Below are 13252 nucleotides of genomic sequence, written 5' to 3'. Positions count from 1 at the left end.
AGCCGAAAGTCAAGCCCGCGCCGAGGGTTTCAGACTAGCCGGTTCCGGGATGTTCGGCGAGAGCGAAAGTGCATGGGAGAGCCACGACCAGGCCGCCCCAACCAGCATCCACTCGAATTCCGGCAACTGGTGCCTGAACCAGGTGAACTGCCGCTTGGCGTAGTGGCGGGTGTCGGCGCGGCCGATATCGGCGGCCTGCTCCAGCGTGATCTCGCCGGCCAGATGCCGGGTCAGCGCCGGCACGCCGTGGGCCTTCATCGCCGGCAACATTGGATCGAGCTTGCGCGCCGCGAGTGCGGCGACCTCGTCCAGCGCGCCTTGCTCCAGCATCGCTGAAAATCGCGTATCGATGCGCGCGTAAAGCTCCTTGCGATCCGGTGCGAGAAACAGCGCCTTGACGCCCTCGGGCGCGAGCAACGGCGGCAGGCCCTCATTGTGCCAGTCCGGAAGCGCGCGTCCCGTCGCCTCGATCACCTCCAATGCGCGCGCCACGCGTGTGCTGTCGCGCGGCTTCAGCTTTGCACCCGAGATCGGGTCGCGCCGCGCCAGTTCCGCATGCAGCGCCTCGACACCGTCACGGTCCATGCGCGCACGAACCTCGTCACGCACCGCTTGCGGAATCGGCGGCACCGCCGACAGTCCGCGTGTCAGCGCCTTGAAGTAGAGACCCGTGCCGCCGGTGAAGATCGGCAGCCGGTTCGCGGCCCGCGTCTCCGCGAGAACAGCCGCCGCATCGGCAATCCACGAGCCAGCCGAGCAGTTCACGGCAGCGTCGCAGTATCCATACAGCCGGTGTGGCACGCGTGTTTCCTCGTCGGGTGTGGGGCGCGCCGTGAGCACCCGCAGGTCGCGATAAACCTGCATGGAATCGGTGTTGATCACGACGCCGCCGGTCACTTCCGCAAGAGCGAGCGCCAACGCCGACTTGCCGCTGGCCGTTGGCCCTGCGATAAGCACGGCCTTGGTGCCGCCGTTGTCCTTCACGCCATCTTTCAACATCGAGCCGTCATGTCTCTTGTCGCCACGCTGATCTGCAATCCCGCCGAATCCGAACTCGACTCGACCGCGATCGACGCTGCGCGTTCCGCGCTGCCCTCGCCCGAGCACGGCGACTGGCTGTCCGAAGGCGTCGCCGCCGACATCCGGTTTAGCAGCAACGATGACATTCGCACAATTTCTGATCGCCTGCGCGAAGCCATGAACGGCGTGCGCGTCGATGTGGTGGTGCAGCCGCAGATCGACCGGCGCAAGAAGCTGCTTCTGGCTGACATGGACTCCACCATGATCGGCCAGGAGTGCATCGACGAACTGGCCGATTTCGCCGGTCTCAAGGCGCACGTGTCCGCGATCACCGAACGCGCCATGCGCGGCGAGATCGAGTTCGAGCCTGCATTGCGCGAACGCGTGGCGCTGCTGAAGGGTTTGCCGGTCACGGTGGTCGACGAGGTTCTCAAGACCCGCATCACACTGACGCCGGGCGCGGTCGCGCTGGTCCGCACCATGCGCGCGCACGGCGCCTATACCTGTCTGGTGTCCGGCGGTTTCACGCTGTTTACGAAAGCCGTCGCCGAGATGATCGGGTTTCAGGAAAACCGCGCCAACGAATTGCTCGTGAACGACGGCAAGCTGACGGGAGAAGTCACCGAGCCGATTTTAGGGCGCGAGACGAAACTCGCGACGCTGTACGATCTTCGTGAATCGTTCGACCTCGACAATCTGGACACGCTGGTGGTGGGCGACGGCGCCAACGATCTCGGCATGATCGAAAAGGCTGGCCTTGGCGTCGCCTATCACGCCAAGCCCGCGGTCGCCGCGGCTGCCGGCGCGCGGATCGACCACGGCGATCTCACGGCTTTGCTGTACGCACAAGGTTACAAGCGCAGCGAGTTTGCGGCGGACTAAGCATTCAGTAGCTATCAGAGACTGAGTCATGCGTAACCTTTCTGGCAAGACTGCATTCGTGACCGGCGGCGCGAGCGGCATCGGTCTGGCGCTCGGCCGGGCGTTCGCGGAAGCGGGCATGAAAGTGATGCTCGCTGATATCGAAACGGACGCGCTGAATAATGCGGTCAAAGGCCTGCACAATTTCGGGCCGAACGTGCGCGGCATTACCTGTGACGTGACCGACCCGCTCAGCGTCGAACGCGCCGCCAAAGCTGCATTCGACGCGTTCGGGAATGTCCATGTGGTCTGCAACAACGCCGGTGTCGCGGCGGGCGGCGGCATCGACAGCATCTCGCTCGACAGCTGGAAATGGGTGCTGGACGTCAACCTGATGGGAGTCCTGCACGGAATCCGCACCTTCCTTCCGCACATCCGGGCCCACGGTGAAGGCGGTCACTTCGTCAACACCGCTTCCATGGCCGGAATGGTGAGCGGACTCGGATTCAGTCCGTACCATGCGAGCAAGTTCGCGGTAGTCACCATGTCGGAAGGGCTGGCGATGCAGCTCAAACCGCACGGCATCGGCGTATCCGTCCTCTGTCCGGGGTTCGTCCGCACCCGCATAGGCGAAAGCGGGCGCAACCGGCCGGAACAGTATGGCCCGACGCCGACGCTGGATCCCGCAAGTCCGGCGGCAGCGCTGGTCGCCCAGATCGCGCAGCTTGTGGAATCCGGCCTCGATCCGGCAGATGTCGCGGCGCAAGTCCTCGCTGCGGTCCGCGACGACGAACTTTACGTGTTCACACATCCTGAAATGCGCGCTGAGGCTGAACAAAGATTTACAGCCATCCTGGCCGCGATGGACAAGGCGGCGCGCTAACTACTCCCTCACATGCAAATGGCCGGGCAAATGCCCGGCCATCACGCATGATGATAAAAGCGGTTGTTACTTCACGGCCAGCGCGACGAACCGAACCTCGCCCGCGCCGTTCGACACCAGAAGCAGCACGGACTTCTTGCCGTCCTTCTTCAACTGGTCGATGCGCTTCTTGACGTCGGCCGCGTTGGTCACCGCCTCCTGCGCGACCTCGACGATCACGTCGCCAGCGCTGAGCCGCTTTTCAGCCGCGTCTGAGCCGCTATCGACGCCGGTGACGATCACGCCCTTGACGCTGTCCTTGATCTTGTAGCGCGTGCGCAGATCCTTGCTGAGACCTGCCAGATCGAGACCCAGCGCCTTCTGCGTCACGGGCTTCTCGGCCTCGACCGGAGCGGTCGTCTTGGCGGAGGCTTCGACCGGCTTCTCGCCGTCGTCGAGGCGGCCGAGCGTCACCTTCTTGGTTTCTTCCTTACCCTTGCGGATGATGATCACATCCACCGCCTTGCCGACCGGCGAGTCAGCTACGGCGCGCGGAAGATCCTTCATCTCCTTGATGTCCTTGCCGTCGAACCTGACGACAACGTCGCCCGGCTCGATACCAGCGGGCTTGGCCGGACCCTTGTCGTCCACGCCGGCGATCAGCGCGCCGCGCACCGGCTTGATGTTGAGACTTTCGGCGATTTCATCCGTGACCTGCTGGATGCGGACGCCAAGCCAGCCGCGGCGGACTTCCTTGAACTGGCGCAGCTGATCGACCACCGCGACGACCGTCTTGGACGGCACAGCAAAGCCGATGCCGATCGAGCCGCCCGACGGCGAGATGATCGCGGTGTTCACGCCGATGACTTCGCCGTCGAGATTGAACAGCGGGCCGCCGGAATTGCCGCGATTGATGGAAGCGTCGGTCTGGATGTAGTTGTCGTAAGGACCGGAGTTGATGTCGCGGTTGCGCGCCGAGACGATGCCGGCCGTGACCGTGCCGCCGAGGCTGAACGGATTGCCGATGGCTATCACCCATTCGCCAAGGCGAAGCGTGTCGGAATTGCCGAACTTCACCGCGGTGATCTTCTTTTCCGGCGGTGTGAATTTCAGGACCGCAAGATCGCTCTTCTTGTCCTTGCCGATCACCTCGGCCTTGATCTTGGTGCCGTCGTTGAGAATGACGTTGATCTCGTCAGCGTCGGCGATGACGTGATTGTTGGTCACCACGGTGCCATCGGTATCGATGATGAAGCCGGAGCCGAGCGAGTTGACCTTGCGCGCCTGGTTTCCTCTGGAGTCCGGAGCGCCGCCGCGACGATTCTTGAAGAACTCGTCGAAGAACTCGCTGAACGGCGAGTCCGGCGGCAACTGCGGGTTGACCCCTCGCCTGTTGCCCCGCTCGTCGCTGCCCTTGTCGCTGTCGTCGTTCTTCTTGGCGTCGACGGTCTGCGAGGTGGAAATGTTGACGACCGCGTCGATCACCTTCTCGGCGACGTCGGCAACGCCTTCCGGTCCACGGGCCAGCGCGGGCGTCGCAACGACGGCAAAGGCAACGGCCGCGGCAAGCGGCAATACGCGGCGGCTCAATGCTTGAAACGCATCGGACATGGTCGAAAAGTCTCCTGAAAAGGGTCGGGTCATTTGGCTCTAATGTGCGCCGGAAAAGCGTGCATACGCAAGCACCGCCAAGCCTCGATCAACGCACCGATTGCGGCAAAAACCCGGCTTTATGCCTCACAACAGCGTCAGGCCGATACGTATTCCGGCGGAAAACAACCTGGTGTGGTGTTCCGCAGGTCCGCACACTAATGGCGAACCAGCCAGATCAGGATCAGGCCCACCACCGCCGACGCGAGCCCGACGCCGCGCAGGATATTATCCGGCGAGGAAAGCGCGCTTTTCATCGCGGAGCGCATCCAGTTCGGGAGTGCCGTGAACAGCAACCCCTCCAGCACCAGCATTATCCCGACCCCGACAAGGAGGTCACCGAATCCAATCGACCTCATCCTTCAAGGACTCCTGCCTGATCGTGCACCCGCCTCAACGCTGAGGCGCGGCGCTGGCAGCAGGCTTGCCTGCCGGATTGGCGAAGAACCGGAAGAACTCGGAATCCGGCCGCAGCAGGAATCGCGTGTCGTTGGCCTTCAGGCTGGTGTCGTAAGCCGACATCGAACGGTAGAACGCGAAGAATTCCGCGTCCTTGCCGTAAGCCTCGGCGAACAGCCGGTTTCGCTCGCCGTCGCCTTCACCGCGGATCTGCTCGGACTGCGAGTTGGCTTCAGCGATAATGACGGTCGCTTCACGGTCGGCCTTGGAACGAATTTCCTGAGCCTTCTGGCCGCCCTGCGCGCGGAACTCGGCCGCTTCACGCTGACGTTCCGTCTGCATTCGCTGATAGACCGCCTGGCTGTTCTGCTCGGGCAGATCGGCGCGGCGAATGCGCACGTCCACCACCGAGATACCGTAGTTGGCGGCTTCGCGATCGAGCTGTTCGCGAATCTTGGTCATCAGCGCATCGCGGTCGTCGCGCACGACGGTGATGAACGTCACCTCGCCAAGCACACGGCGCAGCGATGCGTTGAGCAGCGTGGTGAGCTGGATGTTGGCGGCCTGGATCGAACCGATGCTCTGATAGAACCGCAACGCGTCCTTGATGCGATAGCGCGCGAACGCGTCGACGACGAGCCGCTTCTGATCCGAGGCAATGACTTCCTGCGCCGGATTCTCGAGATCGAGAATGCGCTTGTCGATGCTGATCACGGCATCGATGAACGGCACCTTGAAGTTCAACCCTGGTTCGGTGACGACGCGCACCGGCTCGCCGAGCCGCACCAGCAGGACCTGTTCGGTCTGGCTGACGGTGAAGACCGAGCTATAGCCGACGACGATCGCGACCAGCAGAATGAACAGAGAGACGATACCTGCAATGCCGTTTTTCATCGTGTGCTCCCGCCCTGCGGCTGTGCAGCCGGCGCCGCTCGGCGTCCGATTTCATTGAGCGGCAGATACGGCACCACGCCAGGCGCCGAGCCGTTCGCGCCCTGATCGAGGACCAGCTTGTCCGCCCCGCCGAGAATGCGTTCCATCGTTTCGAGATAAATGCGCTGCCGGGTCACGTCAGGCGCTTTCTTGTACTCGTCGTAGACTTTCAGGAAGCGCGCGCTTTGGCCCTTCGCTTCGGCGACCGCCTGCTCCTTGTAGCCTTCCGCGACTTGCAGGATCTGCGCGCCACGTCCGCGTGCATCCGGAACGACGCGATTGGCATAGGTCTGCGCTTCGTTCTGCAGACGCTCAAGGTCGGCGCGGGCCGCCTGCACGTCGCGGAACGCGTCGATGACCTGCTGAGGCGGATCGACCTTCTGCATCTGCACCTGCTGGATCAGAACGCCGGAGCCGTAGGTGTCGAGTGTCTTCTGCATCAGTTCGAGCACCGCGGCTTCCGTCGTGGTGCGCGCGCCGGTGAGGATCGGCTGAATGTTCGAACGGCCGATCACGTCGCGCATCGCGCTTTCGGCGACCGCCTTCACGGTGCCTTCAGGATTCTGGATGTTGAACAGGAAATTGCCCACGCCATCGGGCTTGATGCGCCAGAGGACCGTGAAATCCACATCGACGATGTTCTCGTCGCCCGTGAGCATCAGGCTTTCCTCGGGAACGTCGCGGATGGTGGTGCCACCGCCGCGCCGCGAGTCGTCAACCACGCGCATACCGATGCTGAGCGTCGAAACACGCAACGCCTTCGGCAGCAACACTGTCTCGATCGGGTAAGGCAGATGATAGTTCAGGCCCGGCTGCACCGTGCGCACGTGCTTGCCGAAGCGCAGCACCACGCCGAGTTCTTCGGACTGAACGCGGAAGAAGCCGGACAGTCCCCAGATCGCCAGCGCCGCGACCAGCACGAGCGCAATGCCCATGCCGCTGAGGTTCCCGCCGGGAATCAAGGTCTGGAGTTTGTCCTGTCCGCGACGCAGAAGATCCTCGAGATCGGGCGGCTTCGGGCCGGTCGATTGCGGACCTGACCCCCAGGGGCCTTTCGGGCCAGAACCCCATGGGCCTCCGCCTTGATTCTTCCACGGCATCGTCGATCTCCTCCGCGCGAAAGCTCACGCTCCGCAATATCAGCAGGCCTTATAGGGGACGCGCCCGGTCCTTACAACGCAGGACGCTGCCATCAGAGAGCTATGGCGCAGGGCGAATTTGTCAATGCAAACATCGTGATCGCAGTTAATGCCGTCACCTGCGGCTATATGAGACGCCGGCCTCAACCATGCCGTTTATATGTGACATAGGAAAAATCGACCGTATCGCCATCCGCCTTTGAATGACGGGTTCGCGCGACTTCTTGCCATTCTTTCGGATTAACCGGCGCCAGAAACGTATCGCCTTCGGGCCTGTCGTGCACTTCGGTCAACTCGAGACGATCAGCCTTTTCCAGCCATTGCGCAAAAATGTCGGCGCCGCCGATCACCATGATCTCAGTGACGAAACGCCGCAGCGCATCGCCGCGCGCGATGTCATGCGCGGCGTCCAGCGAAGTTGCGACCACCACGCCCCGCGCCTGAAAAGCCTTGTCGCGCGTCACGACGATGTTGGTGCGCCCCGGCAGCGGACGGCCGATAGAAATGAACGTCTTGCGGCCCATGATAACCGGATGGTTGAGCGTGATCGCCTTGAGACGCTTGAGATCGGACCTGAGATGCCACGGCATCGCATTGTCGCGGCCGATCACGCCGTTTTCCGCGACGGCGACGACGAAAACGATTTGCGGTGATGACGTCGCGGAGGGAGACGCGCTCAAACCGCCACCTCGGCCTTGATGTGCGGGTGCGGATCGTAGTTCTCGAGCGTGAAGTCCTCGAAGCGGAACGAGAAGATGTCCTTCACATCGGGATTGATCTTCATCGTCGGCAACGGGCGCGTCAGGCGCGTAAGTTGCAGCCGCGCCTGATCGAGATGGTTCGAGTAGAGGTGCGCATCACCCAGCGAATGCACGAAGTCGCCGGGTTTGAGGCCCGTCACCTGCGCCACCATCATCGTGAGCAGCGCGTAAGACGCGATGTTGAAGGGCACGCCGAGAAACACGTCCGCAGAGCGCTGATAGAGTTGGCACGACAGTTTTCCGTTGGCGACATAGAACTGAAACAGACAGTGGCACGGCGGCAGCGCCATCTTGTCGACGTCGGCGGGATTCCACGCGCTCACGATCAGGCGGCGGGAGTCCGGAGTCTTGCGGATCATCTCGATCAGGTTGGAAATCTGGTCGATGCTGCGGCCGTCAGGCGCGGGCCAGGAGCGCCACTGCGATCCATAAACGGGGCCAAGATCACCATTGGCGTCCGCCCACTCGTCCCAGATCGTGACCTTGTGCTCCTGAAGATAGCGCACATTGGTGTCGCCCTTCAGGAACCAAAGCAACTCATAGATGATCGATTTCAGCGGCAGTTTCTTGGTCGTCAGCATCGGGAAGCCCGACGCCAGATTGAACCGCATCTGGTGGCCGAACACGGACAGCGTTCCGGTGCCGGTGCGGTCGGTCTTTTCCGCGCCGTCGCTGAGAATTCGCTCGAGCAGGTCGTGATATTGATTCATGGGCCTATCTAGCCGCCGGCCACCGCCGCCGTCTGCGGCGATTCGATTTCGGTTGGGCAATTATACCCTGAAAAATGAGGACGCCCGCCCCGAACAGCAAGGGGCGGAACTTGCGTCCCGCCCCTGCCAAACTCACGTTATTTCAGCAGAATCTCAGTTCGAGAGCGGCTTCAGCACTGCGGACCACTTGACGATTTCGCTGTCGACCAGCTTCTTCAGCGATTCCGGCGTGCGCTCTTCCGTCTTCGGGATCACGCTGCCGAGATCGAGCAGACGCTTGCGGACGCCTTCGTCGTCCAGCGCCTTGACCACAGCCGCGTTCAGCTTGGCCACGATCGGCGCGGGCGTGCCCTTTGGCGCGAAGATCGCGTTCCAGGCCTGCGCCTGGTACTCAGGCAGACCAGCTTCGGCGGTGGTCGGAACGTCCGGCAGCGACGGATTGCGCTCCGGTGTCGCCACTGCATAAGCCTTGATGGTGCCGCCCTTGACCTGCGGAACGGCATTCACGATCTGGTCGCACATGTAATCGACCTGCCCGCCAACCAGCGCGTTCATGGCCGGACCGGTGCCGTTGAACGGAACGCCGGTCGGCTTGATCTTGAGCACGGAGTCCAGCAACTGGCAGGACGAATAGGAGACCGAGCCGACGCCCGCATGAGCGGCATTGAGCTTGTCCGTGTTGGCCTTCACGTAGGTGATGAATTCCTTGAGATCCTTCGGCGGAAAATCCTTGCGCGCGAGGATCAGGATCGGCGTGCCGGCCAGCAGTCCGATCGGCTCGAAATCCTTCGAGGGATGGTAGGCAAGGTTCGGATACAGTGGCACGGACGCAGCATGAGTGCCCATGTGGCCGGTGATCAGGGTGTAGCCGTCCGGCGCGGCACGCGCGGCGCGCGTGGAAGCCGTGGTGCCGCCTGCGCCGACCACGTTTTCGATGATGATGGTCTGGCCCAGCGTCTGCTGCATATGGCCGGTCACGATACGCGCGATGACGTCGGTCGGGCCGCCGGCAGCGAACGGAACGATCATCGTGATGTTGCGCGTCGGATAGTCCTGCGCCTGAACCGGCGCGGTGGCGATACCTGCAACGGCAAGTGCCGAGAGCCCGCAGGTCGCGAGCATACGCTTGAGCAAATTCATAAGATTCTCCCGAAACATACTTTTATGATTACGGACGGAAAAGCCGTGCCCAGCAGTCTCAACATCACCGGGTGTGACGAGTCCATTCAACTTGCTATCAAGAACGAGCAAAGAGGCGCGGCCCAACGCCGCACCTCGTTATCTCAGTTTTCGGATTCAACGAACACCTCGTCGCGCTTCTTGCGAAGCGCAGGCAGCAACGCGAGAATCAGAAGGAATGCCGCGATCGCCATCAAGGTCGCGGACAACGGACGGGTGAGAAATACCATCCAGTCGCCGCGCGAGATCAACAGCGCGCGCCGCAGATTTTCTTCCATCAGCGGCCCGAGCACCATGCCGAGAAGCAGCGGCGCCGGCTCGAAATCGTGCTTCACCAGCCAGTAGCCGACAAGCCCGAAGGCGGCGGTCAACACGACGTCCATGGGCGCATTGTTGACCGAGTAGATGCCGATGGCACAGAAAATCACGATGCAGGGGAACAAGAGCCGGTAAGGCACTCGCAGCAACCGCACCCAGATGCCGACCATCGGCAGATTGATGACGAGCAGCATCAGGTTGCCGATCCACATCGAGGCGATCATGCCCCAGACGAGTTCCGGCTGCTTCTGCATCACCTGCGGGCCGGGCACGATGCCGTGAATGGTCATCGCGCCGACCATCAGCGCCATCACCGCGTTGGGCGGGATGCCGAGCGTGAGCAGCGGAATGAACGAGGTCTGCGCCGCCGCGTTGTTGGCGCTTTCGGGCGCCGCAACGCCTTCGATGGCGCCGCGGCCGAAGCGTTCGGGATGCCTCGATATCTTCTTCTCGAAGGTGTAGGCGGCGAACGACGCGATCACCGCGCCACCGCCGGGCAGGATGCCGAGGATCGATCCCAGCACCGTGCCGCGCATGATGGCCGGCGCTGAATCCTTCAGATCCTTCTTGGTCGGCATTAGTCCGGAAATCTTCTGCTGCACCAGTTCACGGTCCATCGACGCGCCGTGATCGAGATTGCGGATAATCTCGGCGAATCCGAACAGGCCCATCGCCACCGTCGCGAAGCCAAGACCGTCGGCAAGTTCCGGAATGTTGAACGACATGCGCGACGCGCCGGTCTCAATGTCCGATCCGACCATCGACAGCAGCACGCCGAATGCGATCATTGCGATGGCTTTCAGAACCGATCCCTTCGCCAGCACCACCGCGAAGATGAGACCAAGCACCATCAGTGAGAAATACTCGGCAGGCCCGAACGCCAGCGCGAGTTTGGTCAACGGTGCGCCGAGCAGCGCGATCAGAACGGTCGCGACACAGCCTGCGAAGAACGAGCCGATGGCGGCAATAGCGAGCGCAGGACCGGCGCGGCCCTGCTTGGCCATCTGGAAGCCATCCAGTGCCGTGACCACCGACCCGGCCTCGCCGGGAATGTTGACCAGGATCGACGTGGTCGAGCCGCCATACTGCGCGCCGTAATAAATACCCGCGAGCATGATGAGCGCGCCGACCGGAGGCAATCCGAACGTGATCGGCAGCAGCATCGCCACTGTCGCAATAGTACCGATGCCGGGCAACACGCCGACGAGCGTGCCGACCAGCGCGCCGATCAGACAGAGACCGAGATTGATGGGTGAGAACGCAACGCCGAAGCCGAGCGCGAGATTTGCAAAAATATCCATGACGCCCTCAGCGCAGAATGCGTGGGAAGAGATCAAGCGGCAGCCCGAGCGCATAAGGGAACAGGAGTGCGCATCCGAGCGTCAGGCAAGCCCCGACAATGATGGCCTCTTTCCATTGTGTCTCATTGCTGCCCAGCACCGCGATCATAAAGCTCGCAAACGCGGAGATGATCAGGCCGAGCGGACGGATGGTCGCCGCGAACGACAGGATCGACAGCGTCACGAAGAAAGGCCCGCGAACGCCGTAACGCTGCAGCGGCGGCCCCTCGACGAAAAATCCGGTAATGGCGACGCCCGCGCCGAGCGCGAGCAGAAGATACGCGAACATGCGCGGCGCGGTGCCTGGGCCGAAAGAGAACCCACGCATCCCCTGCAGGTCGCTCGATGCCCACAACGCAAACAGCGCAATCCCCATCAGGGCGAGCCCGCCGTAAAAATCCTGTGGTCCTTTGACAAGCCTTGGCGCGGATTTCTCCGCAGCGCGGCTGGGCGCTTCACTCATCGTCATCCCCCTCAAGTCACGGGCTTCAGCCCGGTCTATTTTTTGCCGCTCGGAAAAGTTCCCCGAGGCCCCCCTGCTTATCGATTTTCATCAGACGACGCCAGCAAAACCGAGGATGCCCCCAGCGACCAGCATCCACAGGGGATTGAGCCGGGTCACGAGCGCCAGCGCAGCAGATCCTGTTGTGAGCAGTGCAGCAATCCATGTTCCACCGGATGTAATTGCGAGAATAAGGCCGCTGGCGCACATTAGCCCGATCGAAATGGGAACCAGCGCGGTTTGCAGAATCGTCGGCCAGGCGGATTGACTTGATCGCGTCAGCATATTGCTGACGAAGTAGGCAAACACGGCGGATGGACCGCACATGGCGAATGTCGCGACCAGCGCACCGGCGATGCCCGCCACGTGATAGCCGATCAGTGTCACAATCAGGACATTCGGGCCAGGCGACAATTGCGAGATCGCGAACATGTCGGCGAATTGCGAATCCGTCATCCAGTGACGCACATCGACGGCCACACGGTGCATTTCCGGAATCGTCGAGTTTGCACCGCCGATAGCGAGCAACGACATCAGACCGAAGGTCCATGCCATCGTGAGCAGCGTTCCCGTGGGCGAGTTCATGGCGCCGCCCTCCTTCGCATGGCAAAGGTGATCGCGAGGCTGAGCGGGATGGCGGTAAACAGAACGGGCACCAGCGGCAGCCGCAGCAACCCGATGGCGACGAAAACCGCAGCCAGCAACGACAGGGCTACCGGATCACGCTTCTTCAGCAGCGGCATCATCATGCGCAGGATCACCGCGAGAAAAAGTCCCACCGCCGCGCAGGACACACCGGCCAGCGTCCGCTGCAACGCGGGGATTTCGCCATAGCGCGCGTAGATCGCGGCCAGCACAGTGACGATCACCACCGGCGGACCGATAAGACCGAGAAACGCGGCGATGCTCCCGGGAATGCCGCGAAAACGCGCACCGAACACCACGGACAGATTGACGATGTTGGGACCCGGGAGAAAATGACAGAGCGCGAAGGCTTCGTTGAATTCGTCAGGCGTCATCCAGCGATGCTGGTCGACAATGGCGCGCCGCGCCCACACCAGTACGCCGCCGAAGCCCGCAAGCGACATCTTGGCGAAGGCAACGAACAGTTCGATCAACCCGGGACGCATTATCGCATCGGGAGACCGGGGAATCACGGGAGCGGAATCGAAAGACATGGCCCGATTTAGAATGGGCCCGAGTGGAGGCCAACTGATATTCCGATCCTCCCTCATGCAACACATGCAAATCACAGCGCTGCCGGGTGCAGGCCTCGGATCAAAGGCGCGGATCTTGGATAAACCCAGCCTTCAAACAGCCGAAGCTCCCGCTCACCCGGGAACACGGCCTTTTTCGGCGGAATTTACCCCTTATATCAAGGCTGCCGGTTCGTCCGGCTGATCGAGGTTCGGAGGCATCTGGCAACGGATGCCGCCACTTTTGCCACCCCGCATTGAATTTGATGGGGACTGTTTCAGGCAGAAGCGTTGCCGTTCTCGAGAATTTCTGCGATCTGCAGGCCGCAGATGCTGACCTGAGAGCTATGACGCGATAGCATGGATCGAAACCGCGAGTCGG

Annotated in this window: 14 protein-coding genes; 2 read left to right on the top strand and 12 right to left on the bottom strand. The window is 62.2% G+C overall.

All coding sequences use genetic code 11. The features are described from left to right. Window positions 1–9: 9 nt before the first annotated feature. Complete coding sequence (gene miaA, locus AC1RKJ_RS19565; protein ID WP_492792572.1) at window positions 10–999, bottom strand: tRNA (adenosine(37)-N6)-dimethylallyltransferase MiaA; 990 nt, start codon at window positions 997–999, stop codon at window positions 10–12. Between the two features lie 9 nt (window positions 1000–1008). Between miaA and serB the strand changes: the two genes are divergently transcribed. Continuing rightward, window positions 1009–1902, top strand: coding sequence for a phosphoserine phosphatase SerB (gene serB, locus AC1RKJ_RS19560; protein ID WP_492792571.1), 894 nt, complete (start codon window positions 1009–1011; stop codon window positions 1900–1902). A gap of 28 nt (window positions 1903–1930) precedes the next feature. Continuing rightward, window positions 1931–2764 carry an SDR family NAD(P)-dependent oxidoreductase gene (locus tag AC1RKJ_RS19555; protein ID WP_492792570.1) on the top strand — a complete coding sequence of 278 codons (834 nt, stop codon included), beginning with the start codon at window positions 1931–1933 and terminating at the stop codon, window positions 2762–2764. 66 nt (window positions 2765–2830) lie between these two features. Here AC1RKJ_RS19555 and AC1RKJ_RS19550 read toward each other — a convergent pair whose 3' ends face one another. The 11 genes from AC1RKJ_RS19550 to AC1RKJ_RS19500 all read right to left on the bottom strand — a co-directional run bounded on the left by AC1RKJ_RS19550 (window position 2831) and on the right by AC1RKJ_RS19500 (window position 12852). Then, complete coding sequence (locus AC1RKJ_RS19550; protein ID WP_492792569.1) at window positions 2831–4354, bottom strand: DegQ family serine endoprotease; 1524 nt, start codon at window positions 4352–4354, stop codon at window positions 2831–2833. A 197-nt stretch (window positions 4355–4551) separates the two neighbouring features. Continuing rightward, window positions 4552–4752 carry a DUF2065 domain-containing protein gene (locus tag AC1RKJ_RS19545; protein WP_492792568.1) on the bottom strand — a complete coding sequence of 67 codons (201 nt, stop codon included), beginning with the start codon at window positions 4750–4752 and terminating at the stop codon, window positions 4552–4554. A 34-nt stretch (window positions 4753–4786) separates the two neighbouring features. Next, window positions 4787–5686 carry a protease modulator HflC gene (hflC, locus tag AC1RKJ_RS19540; protein WP_492792567.1) on the bottom strand — a complete coding sequence of 300 codons (900 nt, stop codon included), beginning with the start codon at window positions 5684–5686 and terminating at the stop codon, window positions 4787–4789. Beyond that, entirely contained in the window at window positions 5683–6825 is a 1143-nt protein-coding gene (hflK, locus tag AC1RKJ_RS19535; RefSeq protein WP_492792566.1) for an FtsH protease activity modulator HflK, read from the bottom strand. Before hflK ends, hflC begins: the two co-directional genes overlap by 4 nt. A 182-nt stretch (window positions 6826–7007) precedes the next feature. Then, window positions 7008–7544, bottom strand: coding sequence for a dihydrofolate reductase (locus AC1RKJ_RS19530; protein ID WP_492792565.1), 537 nt, complete (start codon window positions 7542–7544; stop codon window positions 7008–7010). Next, entirely contained in the window at window positions 7541–8335 is a 795-nt protein-coding gene (locus AC1RKJ_RS19525) for a thymidylate synthase (RefSeq protein WP_492792564.1), read from the bottom strand. The genes AC1RKJ_RS19530 and AC1RKJ_RS19525 overlap by 4 nt, the downstream gene beginning before the upstream one ends. A gap of 153 nt (window positions 8336–8488) precedes the next feature. Continuing rightward, window positions 8489–9475, bottom strand: coding sequence for a tripartite tricarboxylate transporter substrate binding protein BugD (locus AC1RKJ_RS19520; RefSeq protein ID WP_492792563.1), 987 nt, complete (start codon window positions 9473–9475; stop codon window positions 8489–8491). Between the two features lie 143 nt (window positions 9476–9618). Next, window positions 9619–11133: a tripartite tricarboxylate transporter permease gene (locus AC1RKJ_RS19515; RefSeq protein WP_492792562.1), complete on the bottom strand. Its 1515-nt coding sequence runs from the start codon at window positions 11131–11133 to the stop codon at window positions 9619–9621. A 7-nt stretch (window positions 11134–11140) separates the two neighbouring features. Further along, window positions 11141–11635 (bottom strand): tripartite tricarboxylate transporter TctB family protein, encoded by a 495-nt coding sequence (locus AC1RKJ_RS19510; protein WP_492792561.1) that lies wholly within the window; start codon window positions 11633–11635, stop codon window positions 11141–11143. Window positions 11636–11725: 90 nt separating this feature from the next. Beyond that, a complete protein-coding gene (locus AC1RKJ_RS19505) occupies window positions 11726–12259 on the bottom strand; it encodes a chromate transporter (RefSeq protein WP_492792560.1) in 534 nt (177 codons plus the stop codon). After that, on the bottom strand, window positions 12256–12852 hold the full coding sequence (locus AC1RKJ_RS19500) for a chromate transporter (RefSeq protein WP_492792559.1): 597 nt from the start codon (window positions 12850–12852) through the stop codon (window positions 12256–12258). The genes AC1RKJ_RS19505 and AC1RKJ_RS19500 overlap by 4 nt, the downstream gene beginning before the upstream one ends. Window positions 12853–13252: the final 400 nt, after the last annotated feature.

This window comes from Afipia sp. GW822-FHT04G07 (genome assembly GCF_058800765.1).
Note: the sequence above shows the minus strand (reverse complement) of the source record. Positions and strands in the feature narration are given on the sequence as shown.

Coding starts and splice junctions, on each gene's coding strand:
- miaA (WP_492792572.1), bottom strand. CDS start 999: ATGTTGAAAGATGGCGTGAAGGACAACGGCGGCACCAAGGCCGTGCTT.
- serB (WP_492792571.1), top strand. CDS start 1,009: ATGTCTCTTGTCGCCACGCTGATCTGCAATCCCGCCGAATCCGAACTC.
- AC1RKJ_RS19555 (WP_492792570.1), top strand. CDS start 1,931: ATGCGTAACCTTTCTGGCAAGACTGCATTCGTGACCGGCGGCGCGAGC.
- AC1RKJ_RS19550 (WP_492792569.1), bottom strand. CDS start 4,354: ATGTCCGATGCGTTTCAAGCATTGAGCCGCCGCGTATTGCCGCTTGCC.
- AC1RKJ_RS19545 (WP_492792568.1), bottom strand. CDS start 4,752: ATGAGGTCGATTGGATTCGGTGACCTCCTTGTCGGGGTCGGGATAATG.
- hflC (WP_492792567.1), bottom strand. CDS start 5,686: ATGAAAAACGGCATTGCAGGTATCGTCTCTCTGTTCATTCTGCTGGTC.
- hflK (WP_492792566.1), bottom strand. CDS start 6,825: ATGCCGTGGAAGAATCAAGGCGGAGGCCCATGGGGTTCTGGCCCGAAA.
- AC1RKJ_RS19525 (WP_492792564.1), bottom strand. CDS start 8,335: ATGAATCAATATCACGACCTGCTCGAGCGAATTCTCAGCGACGGCGCG.
- AC1RKJ_RS19520 (WP_492792563.1), bottom strand. CDS start 9,475: ATGAATTTGCTCAAGCGTATGCTCGCGACCTGCGGGCTCTCGGCACTT.
- AC1RKJ_RS19515 (WP_492792562.1), bottom strand. CDS start 11,133: ATGGATATTTTTGCAAATCTCGCGCTCGGCTTCGGCGTTGCGTTCTCA.
- AC1RKJ_RS19510 (WP_492792561.1), bottom strand. CDS start 11,635: ATGAGTGAAGCGCCCAGCCGCGCTGCGGAGAAATCCGCGCCAAGGCTT.
- AC1RKJ_RS19505 (WP_492792560.1), bottom strand. CDS start 12,259: ATGAACTCGCCCACGGGAACGCTGCTCACGATGGCATGGACCTTCGGT.
- AC1RKJ_RS19500 (WP_492792559.1), bottom strand. CDS start 12,852: ATGTCTTTCGATTCCGCTCCCGTGATTCCCCGGTCTCCCGATGCGATA.